At 61.7% G+C, this 13,355-nt stretch carries 6 protein-coding genes, 2 tRNA genes and 3 rRNA genes; 9 read left to right on the top strand and 2 right to left on the bottom strand.

The features are described from left to right. Positions 1-23: 23 nt before the first annotated feature. From ACTJJK_RS15215 to ACTJJK_RS15225, 3 genes are all read left to right on the top strand, one after another. Positions 24-797, top strand: a complete 774-nt coding sequence (locus tag ACTJJK_RS15215) for an exodeoxyribonuclease III (RefSeq protein WP_031371324.1) — start codon at positions 24-26, stop codon at positions 795-797. A 44-nt stretch (positions 798-841) separates the two neighbouring features. Beyond that, a complete protein-coding gene (locus ACTJJK_RS15220) occupies positions 842-2,179 on the top strand; it encodes an AmpG family muropeptide MFS transporter (protein ID WP_440730639.1) in 1,338 nt (445 codons plus the stop codon). A 99-nt stretch (positions 2,180-2,278) separates the two neighbouring features. Further along, positions 2,279-2,626, top strand: coding sequence for a hypothetical protein (locus tag ACTJJK_RS15225; RefSeq protein WP_223621507.1), 348 nt, complete (start codon positions 2,279-2,281; stop codon positions 2,624-2,626). A gap of 28 nt (positions 2,627-2,654) precedes the next feature. On the opposite strand, the gene ACTJJK_RS15230 is transcribed toward ACTJJK_RS15225, so the two are convergent. Continuing rightward, positions 2,655-3,833 (bottom strand): anhydro-N-acetylmuramic acid kinase, encoded by a 1,179-nt coding sequence (locus tag ACTJJK_RS15230; protein ID WP_440730640.1) that lies wholly within the window; start codon positions 3,831-3,833, stop codon positions 2,655-2,657. A gap of 287 nt (positions 3,834-4,120) precedes the next feature. Further along, positions 4,121-5,575, bottom strand: coding sequence for a M23 family metallopeptidase (locus ACTJJK_RS15235; protein ID WP_223621505.1), 1,455 nt, complete (start codon positions 5,573-5,575; stop codon positions 4,121-4,123). Positions 5,576-5,767: 192 nt separating this feature from the next. On the opposite strand from ACTJJK_RS15235, the gene tyrS reads away from it, so the two are divergent. The 6 genes from tyrS to rrf all read left to right on the top strand — a co-directional run bounded on the left by tyrS (position 5,768) and on the right by rrf (position 13,044). Further along, positions 5,768-6,997, top strand: coding sequence for a tyrosine--tRNA ligase (gene tyrS, locus ACTJJK_RS15240; RefSeq protein WP_031371319.1), 1,230 nt, complete (start codon positions 5,768-5,770; stop codon positions 6,995-6,997). A gap of 823 nt (positions 6,998-7,820) precedes the next feature. Beyond that, positions 7,821-9,365, top strand: a 16S ribosomal RNA gene (locus ACTJJK_RS15245). A 106-nt stretch (positions 9,366-9,471) separates the two neighbouring features. Next, positions 9,472-9,547 (top strand) — tRNA-Ala (locus ACTJJK_RS15250). 32 nt (positions 9,548-9,579) lie between these two features. Further along, a tRNA-Ile gene (locus tag ACTJJK_RS15255) sits at positions 9,580-9,656 on the top strand. A gap of 234 nt (positions 9,657-9,890) precedes the next feature. After that, a 23S ribosomal RNA gene (locus ACTJJK_RS15260) occupies positions 9,891-12,758 on the top strand. A gap of 171 nt (positions 12,759-12,929) precedes the next feature. After that, a 5S ribosomal RNA gene (gene rrf / locus ACTJJK_RS15265) occupies positions 12,930-13,044 on the top strand. The 16S, 23S and 5S rRNA genes sit together here with 2 tRNA genes alongside, the layout of an rRNA operon. The last annotated feature ends 311 nt before the right edge of the window (positions 13,045-13,355 follow it).

Below are 13,355 nucleotides of genomic sequence, written 5' to 3' on the forward strand. Positions count from 1 at the left end.
CGCACTTCGGATGTGGAGCGCGCATGCGCATCATCAGCTTCAACGCCAACGGTCTGCGCTCGGCCACGACCAAGGGCTTCTTCGACTGGTTCAAGACCCAGAACGCGGACGTGCTTTGCGTCCAGGAGACCAAGGCCCAGGAACACCAGTTGGCCGGGCCGGCCTTCCTGCCCGACGGCTACCGCGCCTATTTCCGCGACGCCACCACCAAGAAGGGCTACAGCGGCGTGGCGATCTACAGCCGGCGCGAGCCCGACGAGGTCCGCACGGCCCTGGGCTGGGCGCCGTTCGACGAGGAAGGCCGCTACATCGAGGCGCGTTTCGGCAACCTCAGCGTGGTCTCGTTCTACATCCCGTCCGGTTCGTCGGGCGAGCTGCGCCAGGGCTTCAAGTTCGAGGTCATGGAATGGCTGAAGCCCATTCTCGACCAATGGCTGGCGAGCGGCCGCGACTACGTCCTGTGCGGCGACTGGAACATCGTCCGCACCCGCCTGGACATCAAGAACTGGACCTCGAACCAGAAGAACTCCGGCTGCCTGCCGCCCGAGCGCGACTGGCTCAACGGCGTGTGCATGGACGAAAGCGGCTGGGTCGATGCCTACCGTAGCTTGAACGCCGAGGGCCAGGACTACACCTGGTGGAGCAACCGCGGCGCCGCGCGCGCCAACGACGTCGGTTGGCGCATCGACTACCAGTTCGCCACCCCGAGCCTGCGCGACCGGCTGCGCGGCTGCTCGATCCTGAAGGAACCGCGCTTCTCCGACCACGCGCCTTTCAGCGTCGACTATGACCTCTGAGACCGGCGCCGCGGCCNNNGCCCGCGCGCAAGGGCTGGCGGCTGGTGCTCGCCAACCTGCGCGAGCCCAAGGTCCTGGTCATGCTGTTGCTCGGGTTCAGCTCGGGCATCCCGATCTACCTGGTCGGCAACACCCTCGGCTTCTGGATGCGCGAGAACGGCATCGAGTTGTCGACCATCGGCTTCCTGTCCTGGGTCGGGCTGGCCTATTCGCTGAAATTCCTGTGGGCGCCGCTGGTCGACAAGCTCGACGCGCCGGTGCTGGGGCGCTGGCTCGGCCGGCGCCGCGGCTGGATGCTGCTATCGCAATTGGTCGTCGGCGCGGCCCTGGTCGGCATGGCCCTGGTCGAACCGCGCCAGGGCCAGTTGCTGCTCGGCGGAGTCGCTTTGAACCACTTGCTGGTGTTCGGCGCGCTGGCGCTGGTGGTGGCCTTCGCCTCGGCGACCCAGGACATCGTCATCGACGCCTGGCGCATCGAAAGCGCATCCAGCCCCGAGCAGCAGGGGCTGCTGACCTCGACCTCGACCCTGGGCTATCGCGGCGCCCTGCTGGTCACAGATTCGTTGATCCTGATCCTCGCCGCGCAGGCCGGCTGGTCGCTGTCCTACGGTGCGATGGCGGCGTTGATGGGGGTCGGCGTGCTGGCGACGCTGTCGGCGCGCGAGCCGGCCGCTTCGGTGCTCGCCGCGGCGAGCCCGCACCCGGCGCTGTTCTCCGCTCGAGGCTTGTTCGACGCCCTGGTCGGCCCGTTCGTGGCCTTCTTCCGCCAGCACGGCCAATGGGCGCTGTTGATGCTGCTGACCATCAGCCTGTACCGGCTGCCGGATTTCCTGTTCGGGCCGATGGCCAATCCGTTCTACGCCGACCTCGGCATGGCCAAGGAAACCGTCGGCGCGGTGCGTGGCTCGTTCGGCCTGGTCGCGACCATCGCCGGGGTCGCCGCGGCCGGCCTGACCGCGGTGCGCTTCGGCTTCATTCAGACCCTGCTCGCCGGCGCGGTGCTCGGCCCGGGCTCGAACCTGGCCTTCGCCTACCTGGCCCTGCACGGCAACGACCCGGGCGTGTTCACCGCGGCGATGGTGATCGACAACTTCTGCAACGGCTATGCCGGCGTGGCCCTGGTCGGCTACATGTCCAGCCTGACCAACGTCGGCTATACCGCCACCCAGTACGCCTTGCTGAGCTCGTTCTACGCCCTGCTGGGCAAGGTGTTGAAGGGCTTGTCCGGCGTCGCCGTAGAGCACCTGGCGATCGATCGCAGCCTGCTCGAGGCCTACTCGCTGTTCTTCGTCGGTACCGCGCTGGTCGGCATCCCGGCCCTGCTGCTGTGCATCGTGCTGGTGGCGCGCAAACCGCCGACGGCGGTACAAATCACGGCCTGATCGCGGCGCCTCGTATCCGCCGGCAGGCGCCGACCGTCGGTGCAGTCGAGTTCCTGAACGCGAATCCAGCAACTTCGTGTTGCTATCGATACGGCAACGATGGCACTTTGCTCGTCTGTGGCCGACATCATCCTGCACAACCTGGACGCCATCCTGGCCGACCGCATTCGCCGGGTCGCGGAGACGCGTGGCTGGAGTCTGCAGCGCACCGCGCTGCACCTGATCGAGAGCGGGCTGTTCGCGGTCGAGGCCGAGATGGTCGGGCGTTTCAGCGACACCGACGCTTCGGCGTTGCAGGAAGCGATCGCGGCGTTGGAGCACATCCCCAGCGACCCGGGGTTCTCCCTGATCGGCCGCGCGGAACCGGCCGAGCCCAAGCCGAGCGGTCCGGATTTCAGCAGCCTGGAACTGCTCGAAGAGTTCCGCATCAACACCGACTCGGCCTGAAGCCGGGTCGCGCCGACAGCGGCCGCGGTCAGGCGGAGGGGTGCACCGTACCGAGTACGCGCGGACCGCGCGCGCCGGTGACGCTGGGCAGGTTGCCCGGCAGTCCGCTCAAGGTTTGCCGCGCCAGCCAGGCGAAGCCCATCGCCTCGACGAAGTCCGGGTCCAGGCCGTAAGGCACGGTCGACTCGACCGCGACCCCGGGCAGATGCGCGGCGATCCGCTCGAGCAGGGCGCTATTGCGCACGCCGCCTCCGCAGGCCAGCACCCGCTTCGTCGCCGGCTGGTGCGCGCGCAAGGCATCGGCGGTGGTGATCGCGCTGAGTTCCAGCAGGGTCGCCTGCACGTCCTGTGGCGCCTCCGCGCCGCTCAGGCGGGCCTCGACCCAGGCCAGGTGGAATTGCTCGCGTCCGGTGCTCTTCGGCGGCGGTAGGGCGAACCAGGGCTCGTCGAGCAGGCGCGCAAGCAGGTCCGCATCGACCGTGCCGCGCGCGGCGAAGGCGCCGTCGGCGTCGAACGCCGTGCCCAGGTGGCGCAGCGCCCAGGCGTCCATCAGGCAATTGGCCGGCCCGGTGTCGAAACCGCGCACGTCGCCGTGCGCCGGCAACAGGGTGAAGTTGGCGATTCCGCCGAGATTGAGCGCGGCCCGGTCCTCGGCGTCGGAATGCAGCAGGGCAGCGTGGAAGGCCGGCATCAGCGGCGCGCCGTGGCCGCCGGCGGCGACATCGCGGCGGCGGAAATCGGCCACCGTGGCGATGCCGCTGCGTTCGGCGATGACCGCGCCGTCGCCGATCTGCCAGGTGAAAGGGTGGCGGCCGTCGTAGCCGGCGCCGGCCGGGCGATGACGCACGGTCTGGCCGTGCGAGCCGATCGCGGCGACCTCGGATACGGCCACGTCGGCCTCGCCGATCAGGCTCAGCGCCGCGTCGGCGAAGGCTTCGGCGACTTGCACGTCGAGCGTGCCCAGTTCTTCCAGCGAACGCGCGTCGCCGCCCTGGCCGAGCGCGACCAGGCGCTCGCGCAGCGCCTCCTGCCAGGGGTAGGTGCGGCCGAGCACCAGTTCGCAGCGGGTCGGCGCGGCGCCGTCCGCGAAGCGCACCAGCGCGGCGTCGATGCCGTCGGCGCTGGTCCCGGAGATCAGTCCAAGATAAAGGCCTGAAACAGGCGTAGCGGTGCCAACAGCAGCCGGTACCGAAGAGTTCTCAACCACGACGGAGCTCCAAAAGGCCTGAAAGGGGCGTAGCGACGCCAGCGGCAGCCGGGACCATGGTGAAGATTCCTGTGAGGGAGACGACGCGAGTGGCCGCCGGGACCGAAGAATTCTCAATCACGACGAGGGCTCCCAAGGCCTGAAGTAGCCGAATTCCCAATCACGACGAGTTTCCTATGCGGTATAGCGCCCCACGGTAACGCCTCCCGCCCTTGCATGGCATCCATGACGCCATCCCCAAAAAGCACAAAGGCCTCCGAAGAGGCCTTTCGCTTGCCGCGGCCCGATCAGGCCTTGGTCGTCTTCTTCTTCGCGTTCGCCTTGGCCGGCGTCGCGGCCGGAGCGGGGCCCGCATCGGCGTAGATGATGTTCTCGACCTGGCGGATCCGCGCCAGAGCCACGCCGGTCTGGGTGCGGAACTGGGCCAGCGCCATGCCGCTCAGCGGCTCCGGCGGCGGCATCGTCACCGACAGCGGGTTGCGGTGCACGCCGTTGATGCGGAATTCGTAGTGCAGGTGCGGGCCGGTCGCCAGGCCGGAGCTGCCGACATAGCCGATCACCGTGCCCTGGCCGACGTGCTGGCCGGGCCGGATGCGGCCGAAGTTCGACATGTGCCCGTACAGCGTGGTGTAGCCGCGGCCGTGGTCGAGGATCACCGCGCGGCCGTAACCGCCCTTCCAGCCGACGAACTGCACGCGCGCGTCGCCCGCGGCCATGATCGGCGTGCCGGTGCCCGCGCCGTAATCGACGCCGGTGTGCATGCGGATGCGGCCCAGCACCGGATGGCGGCGCGAACCGAAGCCCGAGGTCAGGCGCGCATACGGAATCGGCATGCGGATGAAGCTCTTCTTGAGCGGGCGGCCGTCGCCGGTGAAGTACTCGGCCTTGCCGCCGCGCTCGAAGCGGAAGCCCGTATGCAGGCGGCCTTCGCTGGTGAAGGTCGCCGCAAGCACCGGACCGGTGCTGAGCAGTTCGCCTTCGCGCCAGGTCTGTTCGACCACGACGCTGAAACGGTCTTCGGCGCCTACGTCTTCGTTGAAGTCGATGTCGTACTTGAAGATGTCGTCGGTCAGCGTATTGATGTTGGCCGGCGTCAGCCCGACCTTGCGCGCCGAGCGGAACAACGACTTGCCGACCTTGCCGCTAAGGACCACGGTGCGGCTCTCGGTCGGTCGGGTGATGATCTTCTGGGTGATCTTGTCGCCGGCGAGGCTCAGCTCGATGCGGTGACTGTCGTCGCGGTCGTAGCGGAAGGTGCGCAGGCTGCCGTTGACCGGCATGTCGAACCCGAGCTCGGTGCCGGGCTTCATGCGCTTCAGGGCTTCCTTGGCGCCGGGCTGTTCGAGGATCTTGTGCATCGTCGAGGCCGGGATGTCCAGGTCCTTGAACACCGAGCCCAGGGTCTCGCCGCGATTGATCCGCACCAACTGCCAGCTGTCGCCGTGTTCGCCGCGTACGCGGGCGATCGGCAGCGGCGGCAGGGCCAAGGCCAGGGATTGGCGCGGCTCGTGCACGCGCACCGAGGCGGTCGACTGGCTGAAGCCCGGCACGATGGCTGCGACCATCATGCCCAGGGTCGCGAACAGACCGGCCTGCACCCACTGGCGGCCCGACCAGCGACCGTTGAATCCATCGGAAAGATGACGCGCCAACACAGGGCGGCGCAAGGCGGCTTCACGCAGTGCTTTCAGTCGTTCGCGGCGTTGCGCGCCTACACTGGAAGCCTGCTCGGGTACTGTCATTGGATGAATCCCTCGCGTGAGGTGTGAAGGCCGCGTAGCGGCGTTACCATAGTCACACGAGTAGTACGCGTCAAACCCTTGAGCTGAATGGGGTTTTTGTCTCCAGCCGGCCCAGTTTCGTTTAACTCCCAATTAACCTGAATCCGTGACCGCGTTCGCACTCCGGGGCGTGGCCGCCGAGCGAGTCCCCACGTGTCCTCATCCGTACAAGAAGCCCTCGACCTGATCGCCCGCGGCGCCGACGAAATCCTCAAGCGTGAGGAGCTCGAAGCCCGCCTCACCGCATCCATGAAGGCCGGGGGCCGCCCGCTGCGGATCAAGGCCGGGTTCGACCCGACCGCGCCCGACCTGCACATCGGCCACACCGTGCTGCTCAACAAGATGCGGCAGTTCCAGGACCTGGGCCATCAGGTGATCTTCCTGATCGGCGACTTCACCGGAATGATCGGCGACCCGACCGGCAAGAACGTCACCCGCAAGCCGCTGACCCGCGAAGACGTGCTCGCCAACGCCCAGACCTATGCCGACCAGGTGTTCAAGGTGCTGGACAAGGAGCGCACCGAGGTCCGCTTCAATTCCGAATGGTTCGGCCAGATGAGTTCGGCCGACATGATCAAGCTCGCCGCCCAGCACACGGTCGCGCGCATGCTCGAACGCGACGATTTCGCCAAGCGTTACGCCGCCCAGCAGCCGATCGCGATCCACGAATTCCTGTATCCGCTGGTGCAGGGCTACGACTCGGTGGCGCTGCAGTGCGACGTCGAACTCGGCGGCACCGACCAGAAATTCAATCTGTTGATGGGGCGCGGCCTGCAGGAGCACCACGGCCAGCCGGCCCAGATCGTCCTGACCATGCCGCTGCTGGAGGGCCTGGACGGCGTCAACAAGATGTCCAAGTCGCTCGGCAACTACATAGGCATCAACGAGCCGGCCATCGACATCGTCACCAAGACGATGAAGATCGACGACGTGCTGATGTGGCGCTGGATCGACCTGCTGAGCTTCGAGATCGGCATCGCCGAGGCGGCCCGTCTTAAAGACGAGATCGCCGCGGGCCAGCTCAACCCGCGCGACCTCAAGATGCGCCTGGCGCGCGAACTGGCCGCCCGCTTCCATGGGGCTCAGGCCGCCGAGCAGGCCATGGCGGGCTGGAATGCCGCAGTGCGCGGCGAGGGCGATATCGCCTCCCTGCCGCTGACCGACGTCGGCGTGCCGGCCGAGGGGCTGCGTATTGCCGCCTTGCTGGTGGCCGCCGGGTTGATGCCGAGCAATGCCGAAGGCAACCGCAAGCTCAAGGAGCGGGCGGTGAAGGTCGACGGCAACGTCATAGAAGACCCGCAGCAGGTATTCACCCCTGGGTTCGAGGGCGTGCTTGCCGTGGGCAAGCGCAATTTCGCCCGGGTTCGCCTGGTCGCCGCATGAGCAGAGGGGCGGCTGGCTGCATTGCGACGCTTGCGGATGCCGGCGCCGCCGATGAGCCCCGGGCCTGCGATACGCCACTCAAGCGGCGAGGTGCATCCCTCTAGCGGTGTTCTTCTCCCTCTCCCGCCTGCGGGAGAGGGGCGGGGTGAGGGCCGACCCAGGTCGCAAACCACGCGTTAAGCCCGTCGCATAAGGCTTTCCACCGCGGCCGCGAAATTCCCTGTTCATTTTTTTCGAAATCGCTTCCCAAGCCCTGTTCATGTATGCATAATGCGCGGCCCCGCTGACCGGATGTATCGATTGGCGGGGGCGCGCAGAAAGGGCGGTTTCGACAGGTGTTGACGGTCTGAAACATTGCTGTAAGATGCGCGGCCCGCTGACCGGTTTGTAAGGTTGGCGGGGCGCAGAAAACGGCGGTTTCGATAAGTGTTGACGAGTCGAAAACATGCTGTAAGATGCGCGGCCCGGTGAGACGGAAGCTTCGGAAAAACGAAGCGGACGGCGAGTCGGGAAGCAGCAAGAAGTTTCGCGGACAGGTGTTGACGTTCACGAAAACTGCTGTATAGTGTGCGGCTCGCTCGGGCACTTCGGTGACGAGCACGAAACAAGGCGCTGAGGCCGGTTTCGACGATCTTTGACAGTGTGCGCAGGTGACTTGTGCGGGCGTCTGGCGGGTGGATGATTGTCCATCTTGCAGACGTTCGTAACAGAGTCCAAATGATTGAAGAAAGCATGCAAATGCGAGTAATTGAGTAATGAGGGCCTGGGGCGAAGTCTGCACTCAAAGCATTGATGAAAGCCGCAAGGCTGGAATCGAAACATTTAAGTGAAGAGTTTGATCCTGGCTCAGAGTGAACGCTGGCGGCAGGCCTAACACATGCAAGTCGAACGGCAGCACAGAGGAGCTTGCTCCTTGGGTGGCGAGTGGCGGACGGGTGAGGAATACGTCGGAATCTGCCTATTTGTGGGGGATAACGTAGGGAAACTTACGCTAATACCGCATACGACCTACGGGTGAAAGCGGAGGACCTTCGGGCTTCGCGCAGATAGATGAGCCGACGTCGGATTAGCTAGTTGGCGGGGTAAAGGCCCACCAAGGCGACGATCCGTAGCTGGTCTGAGAGGATGATCAGCCACACTGGAACTGAGACACGGTCCAGACTCCTACGGGAGGCAGCAGTGGGGAATATTGGACAATGGGCGCAAGCCTGATCCAGCCATGCCGCGTGTGTGAAGAAGGCCTTCGGGTTGTAAAGCACTTTTGTCCGGAAAGAAAAGCTTCGGGTTAATACCCCGAGGTCATGACGGTACCGGAAGAATAAGCACCGGCTAACTTCGTGCCAGCAGCCGCGGTAATACGAAGGGTGCAAGCGTTACTCGGAATTACTGGGCGTAAAGCGTGCGTAGGTGGTTTGTTAAGTCTGATGTGAAAGCCCTGGGCTCAACCTGGGAATGGCATTGGAAACTGGCTTACTAGAGTGCGGTAGAGGGTAGTGGAATTCCCGGTGTAGCAGTGAAATGCGTAGATATCGGGAGGAACATCTGTGGCGAAGGCGACTACCTGGACCAGCACTGACACTGAGGCACGAAAGCGTGGGGAGCAAACAGGATTAGATACCCTGGTAGTCCACGCCCTAAACGATGCGAACTGGATGTTGGGAGCAACTTGGCTCTCAGTATCGAAGCTAACGCGTTAAGTTCGCCGCCTGGGAAGTACGGTCGCAAGACTGAAACTCAAAGGAATTGACGGGGGCCCGCACAAGCGGTGGAGTATGTGGTTTAATTCGATGCAACGCGAAGAACCTTACCTGGTCTTGACATCCACGGAACTTTCCAGAGATGGATTGGTGCCTTCGGGAACCGTGAGACAGGTGCTGCATGGCTGTCGTCAGCTCGTGTCGTGAGATGTTGGGTTAAGTCCCGCAACGAGCGCAACCCTTGTCCTTAGTTGCCAGCACGTAATGGTGGGAACTCTAAGGAGACCGCCGGTGACAAACCGGAGGAAGGTGGGGATGACGTCAAGTCATCATGGCCCTTACGACCAGGGCTACACACGTACTACAATGGTAGGGACAGAGGGCTGCAAACCCGCGAGGGCAAGCCAATCCCAGAAACCCTATCTCAGTCCGGATCGGAGTCTGCAACTCGACTCCGTGAAGTCGGAATCGCTAGTAATCGCAGATCAGCATTGCTGCGGTGAATACGTTCCCGGGCCTTGTACACACCGCCCGTCACACCATGGGAGTTTGTTGCACCAGAAGCAGGTAGCTTAACCTTCGGGAGGGCGCTTGCCACGGTGTGGCCGATGACTGGGGTGAAGTCGTAACAAGGTAGCCGTATCGGAAGGTGCGGCTGGATCACCTCCTTTAGAGACAAAAAGACAGTTAATTGCCTGTCCAGACGTCCGCACAAGTGACCTGCATTTCAGAGTTCCCGATCGCCTTGGGGTGATCGAGGAGTCGTCCCGTTTCGATGGGGCTTTAGCTCAGCTGGGAGAGCACCTGCTTTGCAAGCAGGGGGTCGTCGGTTCGATCCCGACAAGCTCCACCACCTAGCCAGTAAGTAGTCCTTAGGGACGAATTGGGTCTGTAGCTCAGGTGGTTAGAGCGCACCCCTGATAAGGGTGAGGCCGGTGGTTCGAGTCCTCCCAGACCCACCACCCTGGCGAAAGCTGGAGCGAGACAAAACTCTGAACTGCGCACACATAAAGATTTGAAACTTCGAAGGCGCTGAAGCCTTTGAAGTGTTCTTTGAAAAACTGGAATGTAGCGAGCGTTTTGAGACGGAATGTCCAAACGTGTCGTGAGGCTAAGGCGGGGCCCAAGAGGCCCTAACATTTGAAGTTGTTGATTTGTTCGTAAATCAATAATCCTGAGGCAACTTGGGGTTATATGGTCAAGCGAATAAGCGCACACGGTGGATGCCTTGGCGGTCAGAGGCGATGAAGGACGTGACAGCCTGCGAAAAGCGCGGGGGAGCTGGCAATAAGCATTGATCCCGCGATGTCCGAATGGGGAAACCCACCTAGCAATAGGTATCCTGCAGTGAATACATAGCTGCTGGAAGCGAACCCGGAGAACTGAAATATCTAAGTACCCGGAGGAAAAGAAATCAACCGAGATTCCCTAAGTAGTGACGAGCGAACGGGGACTAGCCCTTAAGTTGCATCAGCTTCAGCAAAACGAGTTGGAAAGCTCGGCCATAGAAGGTGACAGCCCTGTATGCGAAGGGGCTGATGCGATGAAATCGAGTAGGGCGGGGCACGAGAAACCCTGTCTGAACATGGGGGGACCATCCTCCAAGGCTAAATACTCCTGACCGACCGATAGTGAACCAGTACCGTGAGGGAAAGGCGAAAAGAACCCTGGTGAAGGGAGTGAAATAGACCCTGAAACCGTGTGCGTACAAGCAGTAGGAGCTCCGCAAGGAGTGACTGCGTACCTTTTGTATAATGGGTCAGCGACTTACTGTTCGTGGCAAGCTTAACCGTATAGGGGAGGCGAAGGGAAACCGAGTCTGATAAGGGCGCATAGTCGCGGGCAGTAGACCCGAAACCGGGTGATCTAGTCATGCCCAGGGTGAAGGTTGAGTAACATCAACTGGAGGCCCGAACCCACTCCCGTTGCAAAGGTAGGGGATGAGGTGTGATTAGGAGTGAAAAGCTAATCGAACCCGGAGATAGCTGGTTCTCCTCGAAAGCTATTTAGGTAGCGCCTCGGACGAATACTACTGGGGGTAGAGCACTGTTATGGCTAGGGGGTCATTGCGACTTACCAAACCATGGCAAACTCCGAATACCAGTACGTACTATCCGGGAGACACACGGCGGGTGCTAACGTCCGTCGTGAAAAGGGAAACAACCCAGACCCACAGCTAAGGTCCCAAATTTATCGCTAAGTGGTGAACGATGTGGAAAGGCACAGACAGCCAGGAGGTTGGCTTAGAAGCAGCCACCCTTTAAAGAAAGCGTAATAGCTCACTGGTCGAGTCGGTCTGCGCGGAAGATTTAACGGGGCTAAGCGATAAACCGAAGCTTGGGGTGCATCACTTTGTGATGCGCGGTAGAGGAGCGTTCCGTAAGCCGTTGAAGGTGGATTGAGAAGTCCGCTGGAGGTATCGGAAGTGCGAATGCTGACATGAGTAACGATAATGCGGGTGAAAAGCCCGCACGCCGAAAGCCCAAGGTTTCCTTGCGCAACGTTAATCGACGCAGGGTGAGTCGGCCCCTAAGGCGAGGCAGAAATGCGTAGTCGATGGGAAGCAGGTTAATATTCCTGCACCTCGCGTAAGTGCGATGGAGGGACGGAGAAGGTTAAGCAGGCCAGGCGTTGGTTGTCCTGGTGAGAGAGTTGAGGCGGTCCCCTTAGGCAAATCCGGGGGGGCAACGTTGAGACTAAGGACCGGTCCTTTTGGACTAGGCTGCTGATATCACGCTTCCAGGAAAAGCTCCTAAGCTTCAGCTTACGCAGACCGTACCGTAAACCGACACAGGTGGGCAGGATGAGAATTCTAAGGCGCTTGAGAGAACTCGGGTGAAGGAACTAGGCAAAATAGCACCGTAACTTCGGGAGAAGGTGCGCCCTTTCTGGTGAATAGCTGGGAGGGGCCGCAGTGACCAGGCCGCTGCGACTGTTTATCAAAAACACAGCACTCTGCAAACACGAAAGTGGACGTATAGGGTGTGACGCCTGCCCGGTGCTGGAAGGTTAATTGATGGGGTCAGCCGCAAGGCGAAGCTCTTGATCGAAGCCCCAGTAAACGGCGGCCGTAACTATAACGGTCCTAAGGTAGCGAAATTCCTTGTCGGGTAAGTTCCGACCTGCACGAATGGCGTAACGACAGCGGCGCTGTCTCCACCCGAGACTCAGTGAAATTGAAATCGCTGTGAAGATGCAGCGTTCCCGCGGCAAGACGGAAAGACCCCGTGAACCTTTACTATAGCTTTACACTGAACGTTGAGTTCGTCTGTGTAGGATAGGTGGGAGGCTATGAAACCATGGCGCTAGCTGTGGTGGAGCCATCCTTGAAATACCACCCTGTCGTGCTTGACGTTCTAACCTAGGCCCGTAATCCGGGTCGGGGACCGTGTATGGTGGGTAGTTTGACTGGGGCGGTCTCCTCCCAAAGTGTAACGGAGGAGCACGAAGGTACGCTCAGCGCGGTCGGACATCGCGCACTGTGTGCAAAGGCATAAGCGTGCTTGACTGCAAGATCGACGGATCAAGCAGGTACGAAAGTAGGTCTTAGTGATCCGGTGGTTCTGTATGGAAGGGCCATCGCTCAACGGATAAAAGGTACTCCGGGGATAACAGGCTGATACCGCCCAAGAGTTCATATCGACGGCGGTGTTTGGCACCTCGATGTCGGCTCATCACATCCTGGGGCTGTAGTCGGTCCCAAGGGTATGGCTGTTCGCCATTTAAAGTGGTACGCGAGCTGGGTTCAGAACGTCGTGAGACAGTTCGGTCCCTATCTGTCGTGGGCGTTGGAGATTTGAGAGGGGCTGCTCCTAGTACGAGAGGACCGGAGTGGACGAACCTCTGGTGTTCCGGTTGTCACGCCAGTGGCACTGCCGGGTAGCTATGTTCGGAAGCGATAACCGCTGAAAGCATCTAAGCGGGAAGCGCGCCTCAAGATGAGATCTCCCGGGACTTTAAGTCCCCTAAAGGAACCATCAAGACTAGGTGGTTGATAGGCAGGGTGTGTAAGTGCGGCAACGCATTGAGCTAACCTGTACTAATGATCCGTGTGGCTTGACCATATAACCTCAAGTTGCCTTGGCTTCATTGACACGTTCAAGACGTTTCTTCCAAATACTGTTCGCTACATTCCAACTTATTCGCCGATGACGGAGTCCATCCCGTCTGAAGCAACCCAACGAGAGCGTGTGCGCTACTTCAATACACCGAAGCCTGCGACCCTCCACCCTCTCCCTGGTGATAATAGCTGTGTGGAACCACCCGATCCCATCCCGAACTCGGAAGTGAAACGCACATGCGCCGATGGTAGTGTGGCCTAAGCCATGCAAGAGTAGGTCATCGCCAGGGGCTTTACCCTAAAACGCCGCAACCATCAGGTTGCGGCGTTTTTCTTTGTGCGCGTTTTAGCGACTTCATACCCTGCACTTAATCCCAGGCCATTAACTCCAGCGCCTGTTTCGATTCCGGACCTTAATCGCCGCCGCCGCCTCCGTAGGAGCGACGTCCGTCGCGACCCCGAGACCCGCCGAAACAACAACGCCGACACCGTCCATCCAAGCGGCGTCCTGTCGCAGGGTAGGAGCGGCGCGGGCCGCGACCACGTCCTGCCGGCCTATGGCGTTCCCTTGAAGCAAGTGCAGAGCTTCCGCCCGCTAACG

Source organism: Lysobacter sp. 22409 (assembly GCF_052045105.1).
Lineage (GTDB): Bacteria > Pseudomonadota > Gammaproteobacteria > Xanthomonadales > Xanthomonadaceae > Lysobacter > Lysobacter antibioticus_B.

Excerpts from the sequence above, each read along its gene's own strand:
- ACTJJK_RS15215 (WP_031371324.1), top strand. The coding sequence starts at position 24 with ATGCGCATCATCAGCTTCAACGCCAACGGTCTGCGCTCGGCCACGACC.
- ACTJJK_RS15225 (WP_223621507.1), top strand. The coding sequence starts at position 2,279 with ATGGCACTTTGCTCGTCTGTGGCCGACATCATCCTGCACAACCTGGAC.
- ACTJJK_RS15235 (WP_223621505.1), bottom strand. The coding sequence starts at position 5,575 with ATGACAGTACCCGAGCAGGCTTCCAGTGTAGGCGCGCAACGCCGCGAA.